At 55.0% G+C, this 22180-nt stretch carries 26 protein-coding genes; 12 read left to right on the top strand and 14 right to left on the bottom strand.

Annotated elements, in window-relative coordinates; all coding sequences use genetic code 11:
* Positions 1-181: 181 nt before the first annotated feature.
* Positions 182-952 carry a Hint domain-containing protein gene (locus tag ACOTTU_RS10365; protein ID WP_425657846.1) on the top strand — a complete coding sequence of 257 codons (771 nt, stop codon included), beginning with the start codon at positions 182-184 and terminating at the stop codon, positions 950-952.
* A 10-nt stretch (positions 953-962) separates the two neighbouring features.
* On the opposite strand, the gene ACOTTU_RS10370 is transcribed toward ACOTTU_RS10365, so the two are convergent.
* Positions 963-1463 carry an Lrp/AsnC family transcriptional regulator gene (locus ACOTTU_RS10370; RefSeq protein ID WP_298920710.1) on the bottom strand — a complete coding sequence of 167 codons (501 nt, stop codon included), beginning with the start codon at positions 1461-1463 and terminating at the stop codon, positions 963-965.
* Between the two features lie 198 nt (positions 1464-1661).
* Between ACOTTU_RS10370 and trxB the strand changes: the two genes are divergently transcribed.
* The gene (trxB, locus tag ACOTTU_RS10375; protein ID WP_298920708.1) at positions 1662-2645 is read left to right on the top strand and encodes a thioredoxin-disulfide reductase; all 984 of its coding nucleotides are present in this window, start codon (positions 1662-1664) and stop codon (positions 2643-2645) included.
* A gap of 172 nt (positions 2646-2817) precedes the next feature.
* Positions 2818-4137 (top strand): cytochrome P450, encoded by a 1320-nt coding sequence (locus ACOTTU_RS10380; protein WP_425657849.1) that lies wholly within the window; start codon positions 2818-2820, stop codon positions 4135-4137.
* 42 nt (positions 4138-4179) lie between these two features.
* Here the strand turns inward: ACOTTU_RS10380 and ACOTTU_RS10385 are convergent, their stop codons facing one another.
* The 3 genes from ACOTTU_RS10385 to ACOTTU_RS10395 form a co-directional block, all read right to left on the bottom strand.
* A complete protein-coding gene (locus ACOTTU_RS10385; RefSeq protein ID WP_425657851.1) occupies positions 4180-5061 on the bottom strand; it encodes a PhzF family phenazine biosynthesis protein in 882 nt (293 codons plus the stop codon).
* A gap of 75 nt (positions 5062-5136) precedes the next feature.
* Positions 5137-5361 carry a DUF1150 family protein gene (locus ACOTTU_RS10390; protein WP_298920703.1) on the bottom strand — a complete coding sequence of 75 codons (225 nt, stop codon included), beginning with the start codon at positions 5359-5361 and terminating at the stop codon, positions 5137-5139.
* A 4-nt stretch (positions 5362-5365) separates the two neighbouring features.
* Complete coding sequence (locus ACOTTU_RS10395) at positions 5366-5779, bottom strand: Hsp20 family protein (protein ID WP_298920701.1); 414 nt, start codon at positions 5777-5779, stop codon at positions 5366-5368.
* 159 nt (positions 5780-5938) lie between these two features.
* Here ACOTTU_RS10395 and ACOTTU_RS10400 point away from each other — a divergent pair, with 159 nt between their 5' ends.
* The 3 genes from ACOTTU_RS10400 (at position 5939) to ACOTTU_RS10410 (ending at position 7803) form a co-directional block, all read left to right on the top strand.
* A complete protein-coding gene (locus ACOTTU_RS10400; RefSeq protein WP_298920699.1) occupies positions 5939-6163 on the top strand; it encodes a YdcH family protein in 225 nt (74 codons plus the stop codon).
* A 91-nt stretch (positions 6164-6254) separates the two neighbouring features.
* The gene (gene purE, locus ACOTTU_RS10405) at positions 6255-6743 is read left to right on the top strand and encodes a 5-(carboxyamino)imidazole ribonucleotide mutase (RefSeq protein ID WP_298920697.1); all 489 of its coding nucleotides are present in this window, start codon (positions 6255-6257) and stop codon (positions 6741-6743) included.
* Positions 6736-7803 carry a 5-(carboxyamino)imidazole ribonucleotide synthase gene (locus ACOTTU_RS10410; protein WP_425657854.1) on the top strand — a complete coding sequence of 356 codons (1068 nt, stop codon included), beginning with the start codon at positions 6736-6738 and terminating at the stop codon, positions 7801-7803. Before purE ends, ACOTTU_RS10410 begins: the two co-directional genes overlap by 8 nt.
* An 8-nt stretch (positions 7804-7811) precedes the next feature.
* On the opposite strand, the gene ACOTTU_RS10415 is transcribed toward ACOTTU_RS10410, so the two are convergent.
* Positions 7812-8957 (bottom strand): alpha-D-ribose 1-methylphosphonate 5-triphosphate diphosphatase, encoded by a 1146-nt coding sequence (locus tag ACOTTU_RS10415; protein ID WP_425658348.1) that lies wholly within the window; start codon positions 8955-8957, stop codon positions 7812-7814.
* Positions 8938-9729 carry an alpha/beta fold hydrolase gene (locus ACOTTU_RS10420; protein ID WP_298920693.1) on the bottom strand — a complete coding sequence of 264 codons (792 nt, stop codon included), beginning with the start codon at positions 9727-9729 and terminating at the stop codon, positions 8938-8940. Before ACOTTU_RS10420 ends, ACOTTU_RS10415 begins: the two co-directional genes overlap by 20 nt.
* Before the next feature lie 72 nt (positions 9730-9801).
* On the opposite strand from ACOTTU_RS10420, the gene ACOTTU_RS10425 reads away from it, so the two are divergent.
* On the top strand, positions 9802-10257 hold the full coding sequence (locus ACOTTU_RS10425) for an NUDIX domain-containing protein (protein ID WP_425657856.1): 456 nt from the start codon (positions 9802-9804) through the stop codon (positions 10255-10257).
* Here the strand turns inward: ACOTTU_RS10425 and ACOTTU_RS10430 are convergent.
* The 5 genes from ACOTTU_RS10430 to ACOTTU_RS10450 all read right to left on the bottom strand — a co-directional run bounded on the left by ACOTTU_RS10430 (position 10223) and on the right by ACOTTU_RS10450 (position 14538).
* Positions 10223-11071, bottom strand: coding sequence for a DMT family transporter (locus ACOTTU_RS10430; protein WP_425657858.1), 849 nt, complete (start codon positions 11069-11071; stop codon positions 10223-10225). The two genes, ACOTTU_RS10425 and ACOTTU_RS10430, sit on opposite strands and share 35 nt — an antisense overlap.
* Positions 11072-11250: 179 nt before the next feature.
* The gene (locus tag ACOTTU_RS10435; protein ID WP_425657860.1) at positions 11251-11775 is read right to left on the bottom strand and encodes a response regulator; all 525 of its coding nucleotides are present in this window, start codon (positions 11773-11775) and stop codon (positions 11251-11253) included.
* A gap of 43 nt (positions 11776-11818) precedes the next feature.
* The gene (locus ACOTTU_RS10440) at positions 11819-12562 is read right to left on the bottom strand and encodes a sensor histidine kinase (protein ID WP_425657862.1); all 744 of its coding nucleotides are present in this window, start codon (positions 12560-12562) and stop codon (positions 11819-11821) included.
* 78 nt (positions 12563-12640) lie between these two features.
* Entirely contained in the window at positions 12641-14131 is a 1491-nt protein-coding gene (locus ACOTTU_RS10445; protein ID WP_425657863.1) for an extracellular solute-binding protein, read from the bottom strand.
* 101 nt (positions 14132-14232) lie between these two features.
* A complete protein-coding gene (locus tag ACOTTU_RS10450; protein WP_425657865.1) occupies positions 14233-14538 on the bottom strand; it encodes a hypothetical protein in 306 nt (101 codons plus the stop codon).
* 48 nt (positions 14539-14586) lie between these two features.
* Here ACOTTU_RS10450 and ACOTTU_RS10455 point away from each other — a divergent pair, with 48 nt between their 5' ends.
* Both ACOTTU_RS10455 and ACOTTU_RS10460 read left to right on the top strand, forming a co-directional pair.
* Complete coding sequence (locus ACOTTU_RS10455) at positions 14587-16185, top strand: sensor histidine kinase (protein WP_425657866.1); 1599 nt, start codon at positions 14587-14589, stop codon at positions 16183-16185.
* A gap of 41 nt (positions 16186-16226) precedes the next feature.
* Positions 16227-16661, top strand: coding sequence for a response regulator (locus ACOTTU_RS10460; RefSeq protein WP_298920682.1), 435 nt, complete (start codon positions 16227-16229; stop codon positions 16659-16661).
* A 136-nt stretch (positions 16662-16797) separates the two neighbouring features.
* On the opposite strand, the gene groL is transcribed toward ACOTTU_RS10460, so the two are convergent.
* From groL to ACOTTU_RS10475, 3 genes are all read right to left on the bottom strand, one after another.
* Positions 16798-18441, bottom strand: coding sequence for a chaperonin GroEL (gene groL, locus ACOTTU_RS10465; protein WP_298920680.1), 1644 nt, complete (start codon positions 18439-18441; stop codon positions 16798-16800).
* A gap of 67 nt (positions 18442-18508) precedes the next feature.
* On the bottom strand, positions 18509-18796 hold the full coding sequence (locus tag ACOTTU_RS10470) for a co-chaperone GroES (RefSeq protein WP_298920679.1): 288 nt from the start codon (positions 18794-18796) through the stop codon (positions 18509-18511).
* 191 nt (positions 18797-18987) lie between these two features.
* The gene (locus tag ACOTTU_RS10475) at positions 18988-19665 is read right to left on the bottom strand and encodes a DUF2161 domain-containing phosphodiesterase (RefSeq protein ID WP_298920677.1); all 678 of its coding nucleotides are present in this window, start codon (positions 19663-19665) and stop codon (positions 18988-18990) included.
* A gap of 96 nt (positions 19666-19761) precedes the next feature.
* Between ACOTTU_RS10475 and ACOTTU_RS10480 the strand changes: the two genes are divergently transcribed.
* The 3 genes from ACOTTU_RS10480 to ACOTTU_RS10490 all read left to right on the top strand — a co-directional run bounded on the left by ACOTTU_RS10480 (position 19762) and on the right by ACOTTU_RS10490 (position 22097).
* Positions 19762-20115, top strand: a complete 354-nt coding sequence (locus tag ACOTTU_RS10480) for an MmcQ/YjbR family DNA-binding protein (RefSeq protein WP_425657869.1) — start codon at positions 19762-19764, stop codon at positions 20113-20115.
* An 89-nt stretch (positions 20116-20204) separates the two neighbouring features.
* Complete coding sequence (locus tag ACOTTU_RS10485; protein WP_425657870.1) at positions 20205-21125, top strand: manganese-dependent inorganic pyrophosphatase; 921 nt, start codon at positions 20205-20207, stop codon at positions 21123-21125.
* 99 nt (positions 21126-21224) lie between these two features.
* Positions 21225-22097 (top strand): TIGR01459 family HAD-type hydrolase, encoded by an 873-nt coding sequence (locus ACOTTU_RS10490; RefSeq protein WP_298920670.1) that lies wholly within the window; start codon positions 21225-21227, stop codon positions 22095-22097.
* Positions 22098-22180: the final 83 nt, after the last annotated feature.

Genomic DNA, 22180 nt, shown 5'->3' on the forward strand with positions numbered 1-22180 from the left:
ACAAACCTATCAATCTGAAACGATTGCCGTTGTTCAAATGCCAATAGGCAAGCCCTTTTGACAGGAAGCGCCATGAACAGCGACACTTCTTTCTCACAAACACGAAAGCACAGGATTTGTCCTTTCCGTGCTCGTCGGTGGGGGCCGATACGGGATGTGATCTGCCTGAGAAGGTGAGCGCATGACCAAGACCCACCCTGTCAACGGCCTTCGAATTGGCCCGCAGGATCAAGATTTGACGGCTGCTATCCCAAACAGGGCGATCAAACCATCGTCTCTTGGCGTACGCATGGTCGAAATCAAAGCGCTTCGCACCGATGGAAGCATCGTTGTTGGGCAACGCAAGATACCGATGCTCCCACAGTTTGACGCCGCATTTTCAGCCTTTTCGCGCGGAACTTTACTGCAAACGGAAACAGGTGTTGTCGCCGTCGAAGACCTCTGCCCCGGTGACCGCGTAATGACGGCGGAAGGCAAGGCAAGCCAAATCACCTGGATTGGCTCTGCGACTTTTTCCGGAACGGATCAAAACCAAGCGCTGTCACTCACACGCATCATGGCCGGCAGTTTCGGGGTCACGCGACCAGACAGCTTTCTCAGCCTGGGCCCGTCCGCGCGATTGCTACAGACGCCCCCACATCTGCGCGGCGATGTAGCCAGCAAATCCATGATGACACCCGCGAACACGTTCGTCGAAGGTGTAAATGTGATCGACGTAACACCGCCATCGCCGATCCGGTTGTTCCATTTGGGTCTACAGCAACATACCGCGGTAATTGCGAGTGGCCTGGAAATCGAGAGCTTTCATCCCGGCCCCAATCCGCTCCGCGCCCTTTCGCACACATTAAGAGAGGTCTATATGTCTCTCTTCCCGCACCTGTCGCAGATCAATGACTTCGGTCCCATGCGATATGCGCGTGCGGCAGATTCACTTGACCAAAACGCCGCCTGACCTTTCAGGTTCAGGCAGAGTTGCTCAAGCGCTCTTCCAGCACATCGAAGGGAACACCGGGTTCATCCTTGGCGCCGCGGATAACCAATGATGTCTTGACGCTGGCAACATTGGGTGTCGTCAACAGTTCACCCGTCAGGAACCGCTGAAAACTGGACAGGTCGGGGGCAGCGCATTTGAGGATAAAATCCACCTCTCCGTTCAGCATATGGCACTCTCGCACGAGCGGCCACGCACGACATTTGTTTTCAAAAACCGTCAAATCGGCTTCCGCCTGACTGGCCAATCCGACCATCGCGAAGACCTGAACCTCAAAGCCAAGCTCGCGCGCATCGACATCCGCGTGATACCCTTTGATATAGCCAGCCTCTTCCAGGGTGCGCACCCGCCTCAAGCAGGGAGGGGCCGATATGCCGACACGTTTTGCCAATTCCACATTGGTCATTCGGCCGTCGGCTTGCAGTTCCGCCAAAATTTTACGATCAATCGAATCCAGACCAGTTCCAGCCATTGAGCCCCCAGATTTTTCGGTTGTTATACCACCACCCGAGTAGTGCGCAATAATGTTTCGCAAATGCGCAAGATTCTTTCCCAGCCTTCAGTCCGCTGCAAGGCAGAGTTGTGGCAAACGCCGTCACGCAAGGGGTTTAAGAGCGGTCTGCGTCTCTATATATCCGGTATTGCCGGCATGATTTCTAGGGGAACCCAAATGACCGATACAAGACAAACACGCGTCCTTATTATCGGGTCCGGGCCCGCAGGATATACCGCAGGGGTCTATGCCAGCCGCGCCATGCTGAACCCGATACTGGTTCAGGGGATTGAGCCCGGCGGGCAGCTAACGACAACCACCGAAGTGGAAAACTGGCCCGGTGACACCGAAGTTCAGGGACCCGACCTCATGATCCGTATGCAGGAACATGCCAAGGCGATGGGCACGGAAATTATCGGCGACATCATCACCGACCTGGATCTTACGAAAAGACCTTTTGTCGCCAGAGGCGACAGCGGCACCACCTATGAAGCCGATGCGGTGATTCTGGCAACGGGTGCACGTGCCAAGTGGCTGGGGTTGCCTTCAGAAGAGAAGTTCAAGGGCTTTGGCGTATCGGCTTGTGCGACGTGTGACGGGTTCTTTTACAGAGGCCAGGAGATCGTCGTCATCGGAGGAGGCAATACCGCCGTTGAAGAGGCGCTGTTTTTGACCAACTTCGCATCAAAGGTCACATTGGTCCACCGGCGCGATGAGTTGCGCGCCGAAAAGATTCTGATCGACCGTCTGATGAAAAACCCAAAGATCGAGCCTCTCTGGTTTCACGAGTTGGACGAAGTTGTTGGCACAGAAAACCCCTTGGGGGTCGAAGCCGTCCGAGTGAAGCATACCAAGACAGGTGACATTACCGAAATCCCCGCAAAGGGGGTTTTCGTAGCCATTGGTCATGCACCTTCCAACGAGCTGGTCAAAGACGTTCTTGAGACCCATATGGGCGGCTATGTAGTCACCAAACCTGACAGTACAGAAACCTCGATCCCAGGTGTTTTTGCAGCGGGTGATTTGACAGACCACAAATACAGGCAGGCTGTGACATCAGCGGGCATGGGGTGCATGGCAGCGCTCGAAGCGGAGCGTTTTCTGGCGGAACAGGAAGATGCGCAAGAGGCAGCCCCGCTTAGCTATAGCGCAGCCGAGTAAACATCTTCTGGCCGCGCGCCGCCAGAGGGCGAAGCTCGACCAGATTTCGCCGCCGTCCCGTAGCCGTTGCGTGCGTACGGTAGGTTAAGGCACCACAAACCTCGCGACAGGATAAATCATCAGGCATCCGCCCCGGGTGCATTGAAGATTTTCCTGCTCTGCGAGGTTCCTCATGCCCACCAAAGCCGCCCTGTCGCATATTCCCGGACCGCCGACACCGCCCATTGTCGGCCACACGCTCACCATCGCGCGCGACAGCTACGGCACGCAGCAGGATTACATTCAGCGCTACGGGCCCGTCTACAAGACCAATATGCTGGGAGTTTGGCGGGTTAATCTCTGTGGTCCCGATGCTTTGGAAATGGTGCTGATGGATCGTGAGCGCATTTTTTCCTCTGAAGGCGGGTGGGACGCGCTCAAACGAATTTACCCCGGTGGCCTGCTGCTTCAGGATTTCGACCATCACCGACGCAATCGGCGGATCATGACAGCCGCCTTTCGCGCATCTGCCATCAGAGACTACAGACTGCGTATGACCGAAGCGATGGACAGCTTGTTGGCGGCCTGGCCCATCGGGACCCCCTTTTGCTTTTACACCGCGATCAAGGATCTCACCTTGCGCATGGGAGGGGCTGTTTTCATGGGGCTGCCGCTGGACGGTGATCTGGCCAAAGACGTCAATCGCGCCATCCGCGATGAAATCCGCGCCTCTCTCGCGGTAATCCGCCACCCCTTGCCTTTCACCCCAATGTGGCGCGGCGTGCGCGGACGTGACTTTCTGCGGCGAACCTTCCGCGCGCTGATCCCGGAGAGGCGCGCGAATGGAGGTGAAGATTTCTTTTCGCAGATGTGTCTTGCCCGCGACGAAAACGGACAAAGCTGGAGCGAGGACGAAATTCTGGATCAGTTCAATCTGCTGATCATGGCGGCCCATGACACCACGGCGACCACACTTTCCGTCATGATCGCAGCATTGGGAGAACACCCGGAGTGGCAGGCCAAACTGGCACATGAGGTCGCGTCATTGGGCAAGGGTGAACTAGACGAAGATGCTCTTTCGAAAATGACCCAGACCAACAACGTCTTTCGCGAGGCGCTGCGTCTTGTCCCGCCCGTTCCGTTTATTCCGCGTCTTGCAACACGCGATTTTCACTGGAACGGCTATGACATTCCCGCGGGGACTTCGCTGGCGCTGAACCCCGGGGTGACAATGCTGTCGCCGGAGCTTTACACCAACCCCACCAAATTTGATCCTAATCGCTTTGGACCAGAACGTGTCGAGGACCGGAGCCACAAGTTTGCCTGGACGCCATTCGGCGGCGGCGCCCACAAGTGCATCGGCATGCATTTCTCAACGCTTCAGGTAAAGCTCTTCATGGCCACTTTGCTGCGAAAAAACAGAATTCATTTGCCAGGTCGTGCACCTGTCTGGCAACGCATGCCCATTCCAAAACCCAAAGGGGGTTTGCCAATCATCCTGGAGCGCGTGTGAGCACTGGCAAGCCGCGTGAGGCTTCAATCTGCACAGCAAGGATTACGACGCGGTCGGCAAAAACACTTGGCCAGACATCACGATGGTACCCTGCCCCGATACCTCAACACCCCTGATATCATCTCGCGAGCCTAAGATACGGACGGAAGCCATACCCGGTCGACCCATACCATGCCCTTGTTCGGCAACAAATTCCCGGTCGGAGAGCAGACCATTTGCCCATAGATAACAAGCCATTGCGCCGGTCGCAGAACCAGTGAAGGCGTCTTCTGGCGGGCTGGGCGGGGCCAGTAACAATCTGGCGAAGGTGTCCCCATGCGACGTCGCACCCGACAAGGTGACCCAGAAAGGCTCCATCGCATCAACGTCTGGCGCGCCGACATGAGTCGCATACCGCTTCATGGCGTCGGGATCGAGACGTAGCCCCGCCAGTGTCTCGACATCTTTCACGACCGTGACGCAAAAGGGCAAGCCCGTTGAAACGATCTGCGGCGTACCCAAGATATCACCCGGTTCCAGCGCGCCCACCGGAGCCACAATCTCAGCAGGCACATGCGCGCCAAATACCGGTGCCACCTGCGTCATTGTCACCCGGCCATCTGACACATTGACCGGAATGATCCCGGCCAGAGTCTCCAGTGTCAGATCGCCATCAGCAATCAAACCGCGGGCACGCAATGCGACAACGGTGGCAACTGTGGGGTGTCCGGCAAAGGGGATTTCGCGGCTGGCCAGAAAATATCGCACGCGAAAGTCCGCAACCTCGGAAGGACCCGTAAAGGTGCACTCGACCAGAGACGTCTCGCGCACATAAGCCATGCATGTTGCGTCGGATAGCGCGGCGCCGCCATGAACCACCGCACATCCGTTGCCACCAAATATCTTGTCAGTGAATGCGTCCACCCAATCGAATTGGAAGTCCATTATCTCTCCCGCCCATCAAAAAAGGCCGCAGGTTTCTGCGGCCTCATCCAAGGATTTCACTTCATCTGGCGCAGGTCAATGCACCGCGACGGGCGCGTAGTCATGTTGCCGGGCCAGCTGAAAGGCAAGTTTGCGGTTAGCAACCAAGGCCAACTGCTGACCATCGCTGTCGTGCACGGCATAGAGCTGATCAAGATCACCGGCCTGATCTCTAACCTCAGAGGGCAGTTCGGTCACATCTACCGCTTTGACGTAAACGATCCGATTGTCAGCTGGCGCTGTTTCAAATGGTTGTTCCATGTCTTTACCCTTTCTTGATGCTGATCGTCTGGACGACCGTTTGCGGTTTGGCGCGCGTCAAATCGACGTGTAGCAGGCCATTCTCCATCACGGCTTCGCCGACATCAACGCCATCGGCCAGAACGAAACTCCGCTGGAACTGACGCGCGGCGATGCCTCGGTGCAGAAATACGCGACCTTCGCTGTCATCCGCTTGGCGTCCCCGGATCACTAATTGACGATCTTCTACCGTGATCGACAGATCACTTTCAGCAAAACCCGCCACGGCGAGGGTAATGCGATAGGAGTAGTCGGAAGTTTGTTCGATATTGAAGGGGGGGTATCCTTCATTTCCGGATTTCGCGGTGCGTTCCAGAAGCCTTTCAAGCTGTTCAAACCCCAACATATGGGGATAGGAAGCCAGAGTCATTTTCGTCATGCGACACGTCCTCATCAGCCAAGCGACAGTCAGGTTCGGGCCCCGGATCGGCAACCCGTGATATAAATATGGGTAGCAATCGGCTTCGACGCAAGGGCTAGGCGGTAGGATGGTGAATGCTTATTATAGAAAGCAGGAAAGCAACGGAATCACGCCATCATGAATGCCCCCACCGATCTGTCGATGAAAACCGACGAAGTGCTGCGCGTCGAGCTTGAAGTATTCAGACGCGAACACAGGGATCTTGATGAAGCCATCCAAGCGCTCGTGGAAAAGGGTATGGGCGATCAACTCACCCTGCAACGCCTCAAAAAACGAAAACTGCGTCTGAAGGATCTGATCGCTCAGATCGAAGATCGCCTCACACCGGACATCATTGCCTGAGCGGATTTTTCAGGCAACTTACCCGCATTGCCATGGGCCTGCGTTTGGCTATAGTGCCGCTTCCAGAATTCGGGCTGAGGGGGCCTTTCACATGACCAGACCCGCTGTGGGGATCATCATGGGCAGCCAATCCGATTGGTCCACCATGCGAGAGGCTGCCGACCTTCTCGACAGTCTGGATGTGAGCTATGAGACGCGGATTGTCTCGGCTCACCGCACACCGGACCGGTTGTGGGACTATGGAATGACCGCCGTGGAACGGGGATTGCAAGTCATCATCGCAGGAGCGGGCGGGGCCGCGCATTTGCCTGGAATGATGGCGTCAAAAACCCGCGTGCCCGTCATTGGGGTTCCGGTTCAGACCAAGGCGCTTTCCGGTGTGGACTCGCTCTATTCCATCTTGCAAATGCCACGCGGATATCCGGTTGCCACCATGGCCATCGGTGCCGCCGGTGCCACAAACGCCGGTTTGATGGCTGCAGGTATCCTGTCTTTGCAGGATGAAGCGCTGGCCAAACGCCTTGATAAGTGGCGTGCCGATTTATCCGCTTCCATTCCAGAGGCGCCATCAGATGACTGAAGCACTTTCGATCGGTGCAACCATTGGCATCCTGGGCGGAGGCCAATTGGGGCGCATGTTATCAGTAGCCGCCGCGCGACTGGGTTTCAAAACGCATATATTCGAACCCGGAACCAACCCGCCGGCAGCAGATGTTGCCCACAAGCTGACAACCGCAGAGTATGACGATACCGCGGCTCTGACTCGATTTGCTCAGAACGTCGATGTCGTCACGTATGAATTTGAGAACATACCAACCACGGCCCTTGATGTGATCGAGGCGATTGTGCCGATCCGGCCTGGACGCGAGGCATTGCGGGTCAGTCAGGATCGCCTGATCGAAAAGACATTTCTGCAAGATCTGGGGCTTCGCGTAGCACCCTTTGCGGATGTGACCAAGGAAGCAGAACTTGAGCTTGCGGTGGGGAAAATCGGGATGCCCTCTATCCTGAAAACCCGCCGGTTTGGCTATGATGGCAAAGGGCAGGCGCGCATAAAGAACTCCAATGACATTGGGCAAGCCTGGGCTGATATGGCCGGTCAACCCGCCGTTCTGGAAGGGTTCATTTCGTTTACGCATGAGGTCTCCGTCATCGCGGCCCGAAGCGCTCAGGGTGATGTCGCTTGTTTTGACCCCGGCGAAAACGTGCACCGAAACGGAATATTGCACACCACAACAGTCCCGGCCCGGTTGAGTGCTGGACAACGGACAGACGCAGTCTTGATGGCTGCGAAAATCCTGAACAGATTGGATTATGTGGGCGTTCTGGGTGTTGAGTTATTTGTTACGGCCGACGGGCTGATCGTCAATGAGATCGCTCCGAGGGTTCACAATTCCGGTCATTGGACTCAGAACGGTTGCGCTGTTGATCAGTTTGAACAACATATTCGGGCGGTCGTTGGACTACCCTTGGGCGACGGCACCCGGCACTCTGACATTACCATGGAAAACCTCATCGGAGATGACATGGATCGGGTACCGTCCTTGCAAAAAGAAGGTAACTGCGCGCTGCACCTGTATGGTAAGGCGGAGACCAAACCGGGGCGGAAAATGGGCCATGTAAACAGAATAAGCGGCTAAGATTCGCTTTACATGAACCGGTTTGCGATTTCTCCGGACATGTAGCTGAATTGCCCGGCCGCCAGCGTCGCAGCAACCCTGTAAGACTTCTCCTCCAAAATCACGATATCAGCGCGTTTTCCCGGCGACAGATCACGACGATCAGACAAGCCTAATATGTCAGCAGGACCTTGCGAGATCAGCCGCCAACAACTGGCGAAATCCCCGATACCGCTCTTTGCCAGCATCAGCGCAGCCCGTCTGGGGCTTGGGTAGTGGTAGTCTGACGCCAGTGCGTCACACAATCCCATCGAAATCAGTTCCACCGCCGAGGCATTGCCTTTATGCGATCCCCCCCGCACGACATTTGGCGCCCCAAGGATCACCGCTTCGCCGTTATAACGCGCGGCTTCCGCCGCCTCGATCGTTTCAGGAAATTCAGAAATGTCGACCCCGCGCGCACGCCAGACCTCTCGGTCGATAGGGCGGGATTCATCGTGACTGCCCATACGAACGCCCATCGCCCGAAGTTCTGCGCAAAGACGGTCCAGTGCCGGTGGCACTTCGGCGGATCGCGCGTGAAGATCGAGCATCATCGCAAAGTGCTGATCCGGATTGCGGCCAGCCTTGAGCGCCTGACCGACCATGCGGGGCGGTTGCCGTCCCTGGGACAACCGATCATGCGGCAGATGATCATTGAAGACCACGTAGTCGACACCCCAGTCGGCGATTTGTTGTGGTAGTTGCGCGTGGAGATCCAGCAGATGGGTCTCAAATCGTAGCTGGGCCTTTAGATCGGTGACCAGCGTTGGGGCCGTTTGACGGATCGCATCGAACACACTCGCCGCAAACTCCGGCCCGCGCAGCCCGCCTTCCCAGCTGACAAACTGCGCCAAAACAGCCGTTGTGATGCCGTTTGCTGCAAATTCGGCCTCCGCTGCGATCAGACCTTCGGCCATTTGCTTCATCGCGCCGCGCCGTGGGGCAAGATGACGCTCGAATCCGTCTCCATGAATATCGACAATTCCCGGCAGCACCAGGAAACCGCTCAGATCGATTTTGCGCCCAACTGAGGCATCTACAATCCGACCATCCGATAGGTAGACGTCCGCGGCACGCAGGCCCTCCGGCCCGAGAACCTGTCCTCCCGTCAAATCAAGGCTTACCAATGAAATCCCCTACATCCGGGACGCAACTGCCATCCGGGCAACCCAACTGCAACAAGACAGCATCAAACCATGTCAACGATCGATCAAACGCGCCTGTCTTCAAAAAGGAAATCGTTTGGGCGATAACGCGCGGATTATTCATCATGAACGTATGGGTCACGGGCAATACAAGATGGTCTTTCATACCCTCGACTCTGGTTGACGCGACGGACACTTTGCCATCGTCACGGCCCGGTAAAATGGACGAGAAGTAGGGGTTCAAAGACTGATCCCCCGCAATCACGCCAAGCTCAAATGTAACGGCAGGCAAGCGGCGGGGCAGATCACCGGGCTCCGTTCCCAGTTGCGCGCCCGCGGGGCCGTTGATCCAATCAAAGGCTTCGACTTCATCAAGCGCGTCAACGACCTCGCTACCCTGATTTGGCGGGGCCAGCATAACGACCCTCCCAATCCGGTCTGGGGCGGTATCTGCAACCCACTGGCGCACCAAAATACCCCCCATCGAGTGTGTGACAAAATCAACCGACCCACGCGGTCCGCAACGCGCAACAGCGTCCGGGATGGTGCGCTCGACCAATTCCGCGACGGGTGCCTCTGTTGACGGGTATCCGGGGCGCACGACTTTGTAGCCTTCGGCCTCCAAAGCGGCCTCCATTATTGCAAACGAGAATTCGGTTCGTGCCAAGCCATGAAGCAAAACCGCACACCGCGCCTCGGCACTGGCCGCGACCAAAACAAATAGGACTGCCCCGACAATCGTGTTTACGTAGTGATCCATAGCCTTGAGATAATGCCCCTTGGCGCTTTACAACAGTCTGACGTTACGCGCTTTTACAGAAAGCAGAACAATATGCCACCAAATCCTGTTCGTCTGGCCACCAGAGCGGTAATTGTGCACAAGCATCGGCTTTTGCTGGTCAACGCTTGGCCCGCTGGGCGTAGTACCTTGCTCTGTGCGCCCGGTGGCGGTGTCGAGCCGGGGGCCTCTTTGCCCGACAATCTTGCCCGGGAGGTCCGGGAAGAAACGGGGCTGACCGTTCGCGTTGGCGCGCCTTGTCTGATCAATGAGTTTTATGATCCCCGCAGTAGCTTTCATCAAGTCGAGGTCTTTTTCAGATGCGCCATAGTGGGGGCAGCGACGATACCGGAAGACTGGCAAGACCCTGAAAAGATCGTCTCAGACCACGTCTGGGCCAGTAAACACGAAATATCTGAACTAAACGTCAAACCCGACAGCCTGGCCACCATCGCATTCGAAAATGACCACGCGCTCAGTTACGACGCGCTTGAGCCGATTGTGCTGTGACCGCAATCGCGATCCCACCGATAACCAGCAATGTGGCAACCGCAATCAAGGGTGTGATGACCTCCCCAAGTATCAAGGCGCCCCCGATCAACGAAATTATCGGCACGCTGAGTTGAATAACCGCCGCGGAACTTTGCTGTAGTCTTGGGAGTACAGAGTACCAGAGTGCATATCCAAGTCCCGAAGTCACCCCGCCGCACAGAATGGCCAGAGCTACCCCGGTAGCCGTTGTTCGCGCAGCCAAACCAACCAAAACGATTGCCAGAAAAGGCAAACACAACAAGAAATTTGCGGTGGTTGCGGCAAGCGGATCAGGAGAGGATCTTCCGGAAATGGTGTAAGCGGCCCATCCCAATCCTGCGATGATCATAAAAGACGCGCCAACAATGTCAGAGTGGCCGCCCGCCCCTGGCCAAAGCGCCAGAAGCAACCCGCCAAAAGCGATTGTGGCACCGGCAATTTGCCGGGGTTTTGGCGTCGCGTTCGTTAGTGCGCCATGCGCGAACATCGTAACCTGAACGACACCGAATAGGATCAACGCCCCCAGCCCGGCGTCGAGCGTCAAATACGCCAAAGAAAACCCGGCCATGTAAGCGGCCAGACTTACAGAGCCGATCAAACGTTCACGCCGAAAAAATTGCACTTGCCCACGACGAGCTGTCATAAGCATGCCCAAAACGATGGCTCCCGCAAGAACCCTGAGTAACGCGAAACTGCTTGGATCAATGTGACCGCCATCAATGGCAAGCCGTGTCAGGATTGAATTCGCTGCAAAAGCAATCATTGTCAGTGACGTCAGGATTATCAGGCGCATCTTTCCGCAATAGCTCTTATGTCTTCTTGCGCCAAGGCACCAAGCGTCACGGTTCAGTTATCGCGGGTTTCACATTGCCGCGCGCTATCAGATTGACGCCCTCTTATACAGCCATGCATCGCTCAGATTGACGTGCCGCTCTTCCGTGCTCACACCGACAGCGACGAGGAGCGATCTTGCTACATGTGGCGCGGTGGTTCCCCTGACTGATTGCGTTGGACCAGCAGGTCGTATTTGGCGCCAAACAATACGTCGAACATAATCGGCTCCAAATAATCACTGCATAATTCGTCTTTTGGCACTACACCTTGGCAACCGACCTCCCGTGCAGCGGCCTCAAGACCTGGTTCAACTTGTCCCGTGATCATCAACTTCGCAGCATCCAGACCGCTCCGGCTCCTTCGAATGGCAGCAAGAGCGTCAAGGCCATTCCCGACCGGAAGCCTATGGTCGATCAAGAACAGGTCGTAACTTTCCGTACGCAGGGCTGCTTCAAACTGAGAGAGGTTGGCAACTTCTTCCACATCGAGCAACAAACTTGTTTCGGACAATGATCGCCGCAAGCGTGCTCTGTCAAAGGCGCAATCATCAAGTATCAAGGTCCTGACGGACGCACGTGACGCAGCGAATGCCGCAACGGTTGAGAACTGGGTGTCAATGTACATAGGCATTCTGCCTTTGATATCTGTTTGAATAAAGGCCAACCACTTACGCGAATCCGTCGACCAAGATTTTTGTTAAGGATACTCAGGGGCTGCCAACGGCCAATCGGACTTCAATCGTGGTCCCACGCCCCTCTTGGTTTTCCGAGATTGAGATACGACCATCGTAGAGCTGTGCGATTTTCCGAGCGATCGCGAGCCCCATGCCACTGCCCTCCACCTCGTCGCGCGGACGTAAAGTCGTCATCGCCCCCAAAACGCGTTCGTGGTAGCCCGCTGGAATGCCGGGCCCATTGTCCCGCACGGATAAAACAACATCTTGACGGTCGCGGTAACTCGACACCACAATTTTGCCCAAGCTGCGATCATGATGTTTAACAGCGTTAGAGATCAGCGCCGTCATGAGTGTCATGATATCTCTCTCTCCGATCGTCACCACTTCGCAATCCAAGGCGCGGACGACCGTGAAGCCCGATGGCATCGGAATTTCCTCGAGAACCTCCGATAGCGCGGCATCGATATTCACGTCTTCGACATTCTGCATCCGCCCCACACGCGAAAATGTCAGCAAGTCGACAAGCATCCTGTCCAACCGGCCCGTGTGCTTGTTCATCAACTCAATGCTTTCCGCAACGGATCCATCTATCTTTACACCTGCCTCGGTAAGATCTTCGGCAATCCACTGAGGAAGCTCAATCAACGCTCGGACGGAATTCCTCACGTCGTGGCTGATCAAATAGATGAAATCTTCAAATTCCTTGGAAGTTTCGAGCGAAGTTTCCGCAGCGGATGAAGATTGGGATGCGCGCAATGTGGCATTTGTGTTCATGTGAGCTTCGTCCTCGGTTTTGACGTCAATTGGCAACTTAGCAGCCCGCACTGAACACACCATTAACAGCAGCGCGTGTTAGCCAGGTTGGACGTCGCGCAGATGACGGGCGACCTCGGTAGGATACTTGGCCCTGAGTTCTTGCCAGCGACGAATTTGTTCTGATCGACCGGCGCGACTGGTGATCATTTCCCACAGCTGCGAGGTCCTTACCAGGGCCTCACTTGGCGTCGTTTCGCCACGAAGCGCATCGGCAAGCGCTTCTTCAAGCACACGAAAATACTCCGGCTGATTCATCAAGAACAGATCAGGCATCGCACCTTTCAAACTGGATTTATGCACTTTCAAAAAAGCGTCCGAATAGACATCCCTGACGACTGGGTCCTCATAGTGTTCCGGTCGGATCGGGTCAAAGAAACCCCCTGCTTCTCGCACCGCTCGTGTCGACATCTCGGGCGTGGATGCAAAAAGCGAGAACAGATAGGCGACTTCCGGTCTGGACGAGGCACGGCTGACGACATAGCTCCACCCCCAATTGAAAAATGGGATAGGCACCTGTTTCCCACCAGCTCCGATTGCTCCCCCTGGTGTAGGCCCGTAACAGAGCTTTCCGCGCAATGCCGAACCTTGCGCGTTATAGAACTTCTGCGCACCTCCCCAACCAATATTACAGTAGGTTTTTCCCTGCGAGAAAAGCTCCCAATTCGCCGTAAAACGCACCTTTTTCGCGTCAGGGTGCAAGTAAGCGCTCGACCGGATCATATCTTCGAGTGCCGCTATGCCCGCCGGGGCGTCAATTTGAGGCTCCATCTGTTCAGAGAAGGGCCACATGCCATAACCATGGAACCTGGACCACCATTCCCAAGCCAGATACCCCTGACTACGCAGTAACAAACCGCCCCACAAATCCTGATCCGGTCGGTGAAACCAAGCCATCTGTTGGTCCAGCTCCGCCCAGGTCTTGGGAACTGCCAATTCCATTCCATAGGCATCCTGAAACGCAGCTCTTTCATTAGGGTTTTCAATAAGTTCTTTAAGATAAAACATGAGGTAGACATCGCCATCCGCCTGGAAACCATAGAGCTTGTCGTCAAAGCGATCGCCAATGTCATATAAAATCCCCCTCCTGAAATCGGCAGGTTCATAGATTTCGGCAAAGTCGTTCAAAGGCTGGATCACGTCTGACGCCACGAGGTCAGGCAGTCCGTAGGTTGCAGGCAAAGCAACATCAAAGCGTCGTTCCCCGGCCATTACCTCCAGAGCGATCTGTGTGTTGAGCTTCTCGGCCGGAACCCCGCGGAGCTTGACCTTCACTTTTGTCATCTCGGTAAACGCAGATGCAATTGGCGCAAGGTTTTGCTCTGATCCGTTTGGAAACAGCACTTCCAATTGCCCCGGAGCCCCACCTACAAGGCCACGCACCCACTCCGCCACGTCCACGTAAAGAGGTTTGGACGCCGTCGCTCGCGCCAATTGCGGGACCATGGAGGTAGCCCCCAACGCGAGCGCTGACCGCATCAATGTTCGGCGGCACATCCGTGGAGCAGCAACAGGCAAGCGATAGGGCATGAGAAACTCCACAATTGAATTTGCTCATCCTATTGGGGTTTGGCTTAAGATGGGTTTAAGTCTTGCTGTGGTAGCGATTGACGATGAAAGTTTCACAAGCTTCATTGCCAGATCGACGACCCGCCTTGTCCGGCATTGTCGCGCGGTTGAGATTTTTGTTTTTCCTCATTGCAGGGCTCACGCTTGCGGCCTGCATGGCCAGCGTCATTCAATTGCGCAACATAAAGACAGCGCATGCCGAGCTCACAGAAGACGCGCTTCCACTCCTTATCGAAACTCAGAAGACAGAACGCGAGCTCAGCGATATGTTCGTCGCTCTTGAACGCGCGGCCGTGGCGCCGGATGTCAATGATCTTGCCGACGCCAAACAGGACTTTCAAACCAAGGTTGGCTCGCTGCGAAACCATGTTGCACAAGTCGTTGAAGCATTTGGATCATCTGCCCTTGGTGACCGATTGGCAGATCATCTTAGCGCCTTGGAGGCATCCGCTGATCGCCTTCTGACTTCCCAGAACACATTATTTGCAGCTCAAAGCGAGATCGACGCTCATAAAAAAGCACTGAACGCGATCAGAATTGCCGCGCGTGACAATCTTCGAACACTGAACTTCGGCACAACGGTCGGGATCGAGAATTTGCTGAGCCAGGCGCGACAGGATAACGCTTCTGTCACCGGTGCGATCGATCAATTGTTCTCCGAATTGTTTCTGACCTCGCTAAATCTGGTCAGCTTATCGATGGATATCGAATCGACCATAGATTTGGCAGCGCAGGACCGATCCAACAGCACGATTGAGGAGTCCAAACTTCTTGCCGTGACACTGAAAACCAAACTACGACGGATCACGGCCCTGCTCGCTCAACTTGAATCAGGGGCAGAACGGGCCGAGCTGGCAAAATTGGCCATAGAGTTGGATAAGGTCATTTTGGCGGATGGGGGTCTGGTTGCCCTTGGTAACGCAACGGCTTCACACCTGTCGGAACTTGCTGCTCTTCGGGATGCCAAGTTGGAGATGGTCACGGAACTATCTGAATTTATCTCCACGCTTACCAATCAAGCCACGCTTCGTGTTGCAGAGAAGTCGATTAGTCTGAACAAGGCGACACAGTTGATGACAACCGTGTTGCTACTTTCCTTTGTGGGTGTGCTCGGTGCAGTTGTTGCAGGCAACTCCTTTATTGTCGAGAAACAGATAAATCGCAGAATGCGTGGGTTGGAGCGCTCTGTCCATGCGATCGCAGGTGGCGATCTCACTCATCCGATCGACGTAAAAGGTGACGATGAGTTGGGCGATATCGCCAGAGCATTGATTATCTTCAAGGAAAACGCGGAGGAATTGAGACGATCAAATGTTGATCTGGAAAGATTCGCCTATGTTGCAGCTCACGATCTGCGTTCCCCTCTTCGTGCAGTGCATGATCTGGCCGAATGGACGTTGGAAGACTCTGACAACCAGTTAACAGACGAGAGCAACAACTACCTGCATCTCCTTCAGAACCGGGCCAATCGGCTCGACCGGCTCCTGTCCGATCTCCTGAATTATGCGCGTGCAGGTCAAGAGAACGAGAACATTTCGCCTGTGCGAATGCAGGATATGATAGAGCAAATCTCGACAATGCTGGATCCGCAAAACACGTTCCGCATTGACTATGTTGGGCCCTTGGATTCAGCGAACACTCTTTCGACGCCGTTGGAACAAATTCTGATCAATCTTGTCTCCAATGCGATCAAACATCACGACAAGAGCAATGGAACAGTTACCATTTCAGCAAAGCTGCTCGGAGACCGGATCGTTGTCACAGTGGCAGACGATGGCCCGGGCATCCTGAGTGAATATCAGGACAGAATATACAATTTGTTCCAGACACTTAAACCACGCGATGATGTCGAAGGAAGCGGATTGGGATTGGCAATCATACGTAAACTTCTTGAACGCTATAAGGGTTGCATCGAATTAAAGTCCGACCCCGAGAAAACGCGTGGCTCACAGTTCTGTTTTGATTTGCCGGCAACAGCCGTGGCCTTGCACGAAGTTGAAGCTGACGCAGCCTAACCGAACCCGTCTCAGCGCGTCAAAATCAGAAAGGTTACCACATGCAAAACGCGACCAAGGAAGCGACCTTCTTGCTGGTGGATGATGATGAAATCAGCATCATGGCGATGAAACGCGCCCTCAAGAAACTCAAAATCGTCAACAAAACAATCGTTGCGAAAGACGGACAGGAGGCATTGGACATCCTGAGAGGCTCAGCCGATCAGCATGGCACCCTGCCTCCCTTCATCGTGACGCTGGATTTGAATATGCCCAGAATGAATGGTCTGGAATTTCTTGAGACCGTCCGGTCAGATCCAGTCCTGAACCGGATCGTCGTCTTCGTTTTCACAACATCGGATATGCCGCACGACATTCAGTCGGCATACAGCCAAAATGTGGCGGGCTATCTGGTAAAAGAAAATCCCAGTGAAACTTTTTCAGAAGCGCTTGAAATGTTGGGGAGCTACTCCCGGATCGTCGAACTTCCGGCCTAGATATGCGTCTTCGGGGATAGCGATACGATAGGTCTAATTCTGTCAATCCCCGAATTTCCGGACCCAAAATTGCATAAGGTTTCAATGAAAAAGGGCCCGCCTTTCGGCGAGCCCTTCTGAACAACAACAGGCGCTATTACATCATGCCGCCCATGCCACCCATGTCAGGCATGCCGCCACCTGCTGGCGCGCCTTCTTTGGCTGGCTTGTCCGCAACCATGGCTTCGGTCGTGATGAGAAGACCGGCAATGGACGCGGCATCCTGAAGCGCATGACGCACAACTTTGGCCGGGTCGATCACTCCAAAAGCGAACATGTCACCATATTCCTCGGTCTGAGCGTTGAAGCCAAATTTGGCATCGCCGCTTTCGCGAATCTTGCCTGCAACCACAGAACCATCGACACCGGAGTTTTCGGCAATTTGACGGAGCGGCGCTTCAAGCGCTTTACGAACGATGGTTACGCCCACATTCTGGTCGTTATTGTCGCCAGTAAGGCCTTCAAGTGTTTTACCCGCTTGAACCAGCGCAACACCGCCACCAACGACGATACCTTCCTGAACCGCAGCGCGTGTGGCGTTCAATGCGTCGTCAACACGGTCTTTGCGCTCTTTCACTTCGACCTCAGTCATGCCGCCCACGCGGATCACAGCAACACCGCCTGCCAGTTTGGCAACGCGTTCTTGCAGCTTTTCACGATCATAGTCCGACGTGGTTTCTTCGATCTGCGTGCGGATCTGAGCAACCCGCGCTTCGATCTCGGCCTTCTCGCCTGCACCGTCAACGATCGTCGTCTCGTCTTTGGTGATCTGAACTTTCTTGGCAGAACCCAGCATGTCCATGGTCACGGACTCAAGCTTCATGCCGAGATCTTCAGAGATCACTTGACCACCTGTGAGAATCGCAAGGTCCTGCAGCATCGCTTTGCGGCGATCGCCAAAACCAGGCGCTTTCACAGCAGCGATTTTCAAACCGCCACGCAGTTTGTTCACTACCAGAGTTGCCAGCGCTTCGCCTTCAACGTCTTCTGCAACGATCAGCAGAGGCTTTTGCGACTGGATGACCTGCTCCAGCAGCGGCACCATGGGCTGCAAAGAAGACAGTTTTTTCTCGTGCAACAGCACGATGCAGTCTTCCAGCTCAGTGGTCATCTTGTCAGCGTTGGTGACAAAGTAAGGGGACAGGTAGCCGCGGTCGAACTGCATGCCTTCGACAACATCGGTTTCTGTTTCCAGACCTTTGTTTTCTTCAACGGTAATAACGCCTTCATTGCCGACTTTTTGCATCGCGCCAGCAATCTGCTGACCGATTTCAGCTTCGCCGTTGGCGGAGATCGTGCCAACCTGCGCAACTTCGTCGCTGTCGGAAACAGGGCGGGAGGCCGCTTTGATCGCTTCGATCACTTTTGAAGTTGCCAGGTCGATACCACGCTTGAGGTCCATCGGGTTCATGCCGGCGGCAACTGATTTCATGCCTTCCTTGACGATTGCCTGAGCGAGCACAGTGGCGGTGGTTGTACCGTCGCCTGCTTCGTCAGCTGTGCGAGAGGCCACTTCCTTGACCATCTGCGCGCCCATGTTCTCGAACTTGTCTTCCAGCTCGATCTCTTTGGCAACGGAAACACCGTCTTTGGTGATGCGCGGTGCGCCGAATGATTTGTCGAGAACCACGTTGCGGCCTTTTGGGCCCAGCGTGACTTTGACCGCGTCCGCAAGGATGTTCACACCCTTGAGCATACGGTTACGGGCATCGGTGTCGAATTTGACGTCCTTAGCAGCCATGTTGTTTTCTCCTCTTGAGAATATCTATCTTGAGTTCAGCGATTGACGATCAGAGCAGCGCGTGGGCTTACTCGATGATCCCCATGATGTCGCTTTCTTTCATCATCAGCAGTTCTTCACCGTCGAGGGTAACTTCCGTGCCGGACCATTTGCCGAACAGGATTTTGTCACCGGCTTTCACAGCCATCTCGATCAGCTCGCCGCTGTCCTTGCGCGCGCCTTCGCCACAAGCGACAACGACACCTTCAGAAGGTTTCTCTTTTGCGCTATCGGGGATAATCAATCCGCCAGCAGTTTTCTCTTCGCTTTCCGTGCGGCGTACCAACACGCGGTCATGAAGCGGTTTCAATGCCATCTTTGCAGCTCCTTAAGGCTCAAAGTTACTCCCATTGATCCGAGCGACATTTCCCAGCGCCCGGACCGTTATCACTCACTACCTTCGAGTGCTAACGGCGCATAGCTAAGGACGGACCCAATGCGAGTCAACAGGTATGATCGGAAAAAATGTGCGGAATTTCTTCGTTTGGGTGGTCTGGCAGGATTTGGCTAACGGCCAAGCAAATTCCCCGCCTTTGAGACGGCTTTGGCACCATCTGGCTTCAAGCCATAGACACCTTTTTCAACCCTTTCAAACCAACCGTAGTGGTCATCCCGCATCATGCGCGTGGCGTTTGTCACGCCGGTCGCACGTGCCGCATCTGCACCTTTGCAGGCACCGACCTCATAGAGATAGAGCGCCAGTTTCAAGGCATCCTGCCGATAAGCGGTCACCAAACCTGCGCGTGTCTGTCCCCCGTCGTTTGGATCGCCGACGCGACGGGCAAATTCCCGCAAAAGCGCATCAGACCGTCGCTTGTTTTTGCGCGGAGCATAGGGGCCGGGATCACAGTGCACCTGAACCAAACCATCCGAGAGCCTGATGGTGATCAAGCCAATACCGAGGCGGCGCGCCAACTTGACATTGTCCTTGACGGCCTTTGCAAATCTTTTCCCGGTTTGATGCTGAACCGCCAGATAGACATCTTCTGTAATCGACAAACGATCTATGCATTGGTGAAACAGGGCCAGAGAAAACCCAAGCTTCAACTCCACGATGACGGCAGGCTCTGCACCACGAATTGCGACCACATCAGCCGAGCCAACTTCGGACTTAACGGCGTAGCCCTGATCTTCAAGGAAGGCCTTGATGGGAAGATACAAGTCGGTTTCTCGGACGTCTGGCAACTATTTCTCTGACTTTTGCGTATCGAATCGTTGGCATCAGTCTTCCCAGTATCCCGGCACATTGCCAGCAAGTAAAAGCCACCCTAGGCTCCTCCAATGACGAGAAATGAATTCAACGCGTTCTGTTCAGGCCTTGCGCACGCCACTCATGTTGTTCAATGGGGCAACTCGGACGTCTGGAAGGTCGGCGGAAAAGTCTTTGCGATTTGCGGCTGGAGCGAGGGTGCCGACGCCTTTACCTTTAAAGCCTCGGATTTGGCATTTGAAGTTCTGCGGGAGATGCCCGGGATCAGACCGGCCCCCTATCTTGCTTCTCGCGGGCTGAAGTGGCTGCAACATTTTGAGCCACCCGGTCTCTCAAATGACGAATTGAAAAATCACATCGTCGCCTCTTATGACATGGTCATCGCCGGACTAACGAAGAAGAAGCGCGCGGAATTGGGGCTATAATTCTGCGCCGCGGCGACGGTCGCGTGACAAGCGGGATCTGCATGCTATAAGGCGCAAAATTCGTCACACTCATTCCTAGGACCGCTTGTATGACCACACTTGTTTTTGGCCACAAATCCCCTGACACCGACAGCACCGGCTCTCCCATTATCTGGTCATGGTATCTGAACCAGATCAAGGGTGTCGAAGCCAAACCTGTCTTGTTGGGCGAGCCAAACACCGAAGCCCTCTTCGTCCTTGATCGCTGGTCGCTTCAGAAACCTGAGATTATCTCTGACCTTGCAGCTGATACGCCGGTTGTCATTGTCGATACGAACAACCCCGCGGAGCTGCCGGACAACATCAATGATGCGGACATAAAAGGCATCATTGACCACCATGCCCTGGTGGGCGGCTTAAAAACGAAAGGCCCCATTGATATTCGCATCGAGCGTTTGGCCTGCACCGCCACCATCATGTGGAAAATGATTGGCAAGGACGTCGCGCAGATGCCACGTGCAATCCAGGGTGCCATGCTGTCTTGCATCCTCAGCGATACGCTGGAATTCCGCAGCCCCACGACCACAAATGAGGACAAGGCGATCGCCTGGGATCTGGCGCAGGCGCTGGATATCAATATTTCCGAATACGCGTCAGAAATGTTTGCGGCCAAATCCGACGTCTCTGCATTTTCCGAAGCCGAGCTGCTTCGCATGGACAGCAAGGAATACGAAGTTAGCGGCAAACAGTTCCGGGTTTCTGTGCTTGAGACAACATCGCCCAAGATGGTTCTGGACCGCAAAGAGGCGCTGATGGCCGCAATGCCTGGCGTTGCAAGCGATGACGGTGCTGATCAGGTGCTGCTGTTCGTGGTCGACATCCTGAACGAAGAAGCCACGCTGCTCGTCCCTAATGATCTCGTAAAATCCGTCGCCGAACAGAGTTTCGATGTGGCGGTGAGCGGAGATACCGTGGTGCTTCCCGGCGTTATGAGCCGCAAAAAGCAGATTATTCCGAACCTCAAAGTTTGAGGCATCAAAGCCTGCGGTATCCGTCGCAGGCGCATGTGCGGGCAGGTCAACCAAGTTGGTGATCTTCTGCCTGACGCCAACGAAGGAACACCGCCAGCCATGACACGCATTATCAAGAACCTGACTGACATCGCGTCGCAGTATGACGCCCTGTTCGTCGATTTGTGGGGCTGTGTGCACAATGGCGTTGCCGCGCTGCCGGAGGCTGTTGCGGCGCTGCAAGCCTACCGCGCAACCGGTGGCAAGGTGGTTTTGGTGACCAATTCTCCGCGTCCGCGCGCAGGTGTTGAAAAGCAGCTGGTCACCTTCGGTGTGCCCGATGACAGTTGGGACACGATTGCCACCTCGGGTGACAGTGCGCGTTCAGCCATGTTCAGAGGCATCGTGGGCGAAAGAGTCTGGCACATCGGATATCCGGGCGACGAACGGTTTTTCGAACCCATCGGGGTCGTTGAAGACCCGGTAAATGTGCGATCCGTTCCGTTGGAAAATGCCGAAGGCATTGTTTGCACGGGTCCCTTCGATCCCCTCGCCGACCCCAGTGTCATGCGCCCGGAATTTCTGATGGCGAAGCAGCGTGGGCTCAAGCTTCTTTGTGCCAACCCTGACATCGTCGTGGACCGGGGCGAACAGCGCGAATGGTGTGCCGGTGCTCTGGCGCAGCTTTATTCTGAGATGGGTGGCGAGAGCCTGTACTTCGGCAAACCGCACCCACCGATCTATGATCTGGCGCGGCGCAGGCTCTTTGCACTTGGCAACGACATCCCTGATCATCGCATTCTGGCGATCGGCGACGGGGTGCTGACGGACATTGCAGGTGCCATGGGCGAAGACATCGATTCGCTTTTTATTTCAGGTGGCCTCGCAGCGTCTGAAACAAAAACAAGTGCAGACCCTGATCCGGAAGCGCTAACCGCTTATCTGGAAAGGGAAATATCCAATCCAACCTATACAATAGGTTACCTACGCTGACCTATTTTCCCCTTGCTTTTCTGCGCTTGCGAAGTAATTAAGTTTCAACAATTGCACCGCAATGATCAGAAAATTACCGGAAG

The organism is Roseobacter sp. EG26 (assembly GCF_049830555.1).
GTDB lineage: Bacteria > Pseudomonadota > Alphaproteobacteria > Rhodobacterales > Rhodobacteraceae > Roseobacter.

What these genes read in the sequence shown, in the direction of transcription:
- ACOTTU_RS10365 (WP_425657846.1), top strand. Translation starts at nt 182, where the DNA reads ATGACCAAGACCCACCCTGTCAACGGCCTTCGAATTGGCCCGCAGGAT.
- ACOTTU_RS10370 (WP_298920710.1), bottom strand. Translation starts at nt 1,463, where the DNA reads ATGGCTGGAACTGGTCTGGATTCGATTGATCGTAAAATTTTGGCGGAA.
- trxB (WP_298920708.1), top strand. Translation starts at nt 1,662, where the DNA reads ATGACCGATACAAGACAAACACGCGTCCTTATTATCGGGTCCGGGCCC.
- ACOTTU_RS10380 (WP_425657849.1), top strand. Translation starts at nt 2,818, where the DNA reads ATGCCCACCAAAGCCGCCCTGTCGCATATTCCCGGACCGCCGACACCG.
- ACOTTU_RS10385 (WP_425657851.1), bottom strand. Translation starts at nt 5,061, where the DNA reads ATGGACTTCCAATTCGATTGGGTGGACGCATTCACTGACAAGATATTT.
- ACOTTU_RS10390 (WP_298920703.1), bottom strand. Translation starts at nt 5,361, where the DNA reads ATGGAACAACCATTTGAAACAGCGCCAGCTGACAATCGGATCGTTTAC.
- ACOTTU_RS10395 (WP_298920701.1), bottom strand. Translation starts at nt 5,779, where the DNA reads ATGACGAAAATGACTCTGGCTTCCTATCCCCATATGTTGGGGTTTGAA.
- ACOTTU_RS10400 (WP_298920699.1), top strand. Translation starts at nt 5,939, where the DNA reads ATGAATGCCCCCACCGATCTGTCGATGAAAACCGACGAAGTGCTGCGC.
- purE (WP_298920697.1), top strand. Translation starts at nt 6,255, where the DNA reads ATGACCAGACCCGCTGTGGGGATCATCATGGGCAGCCAATCCGATTGG.
- ACOTTU_RS10410 (WP_425657854.1), top strand. Translation starts at nt 6,736, where the DNA reads ATGACTGAAGCACTTTCGATCGGTGCAACCATTGGCATCCTGGGCGGA.
- ACOTTU_RS10420 (WP_298920693.1), bottom strand. Translation starts at nt 9,729, where the DNA reads ATGGATCACTACGTAAACACGATTGTCGGGGCAGTCCTATTTGTTTTG.
- ACOTTU_RS10425 (WP_425657856.1), top strand. Translation starts at nt 9,802, where the DNA reads ATGCCACCAAATCCTGTTCGTCTGGCCACCAGAGCGGTAATTGTGCAC.
- ACOTTU_RS10430 (WP_425657858.1), bottom strand. Translation starts at nt 11,071, where the DNA reads ATGCGCCTGATAATCCTGACGTCACTGACAATGATTGCTTTTGCAGCG.
- ACOTTU_RS10440 (WP_425657862.1), bottom strand. Translation starts at nt 12,562, where the DNA reads ATGAACACAAATGCCACATTGCGCGCATCCCAATCTTCATCCGCTGCG.
- ACOTTU_RS10445 (WP_425657863.1), bottom strand. Translation starts at nt 14,131, where the DNA reads ATGCCCTATCGCTTGCCTGTTGCTGCTCCACGGATGTGCCGCCGAACA.
- ACOTTU_RS10450 (WP_425657865.1), bottom strand. Translation starts at nt 14,538, where the DNA reads ATGGTTTCGCAGCGAGCCAACCTTGGTTTGAAAGTCCTGTTTGGCGTC.
- ACOTTU_RS10460 (WP_298920682.1), top strand. Translation starts at nt 16,227, where the DNA reads ATGCAAAACGCGACCAAGGAAGCGACCTTCTTGCTGGTGGATGATGAT.
- groL (WP_298920680.1), bottom strand. Translation starts at nt 18,441, where the DNA reads ATGGCTGCTAAGGACGTCAAATTCGACACCGATGCCCGTAACCGTATG.
- ACOTTU_RS10470 (WP_298920679.1), bottom strand. Translation starts at nt 18,796, where the DNA reads ATGGCATTGAAACCGCTTCATGACCGCGTGTTGGTACGCCGCACGGAA.
- ACOTTU_RS10480 (WP_425657869.1), top strand. Translation starts at nt 19,762, where the DNA reads ATGACGAGAAATGAATTCAACGCGTTCTGTTCAGGCCTTGCGCACGCC.
- ACOTTU_RS10485 (WP_425657870.1), top strand. Translation starts at nt 20,205, where the DNA reads ATGACCACACTTGTTTTTGGCCACAAATCCCCTGACACCGACAGCACC.
- ACOTTU_RS10490 (WP_298920670.1), top strand. Translation starts at nt 21,225, where the DNA reads ATGACACGCATTATCAAGAACCTGACTGACATCGCGTCGCAGTATGAC.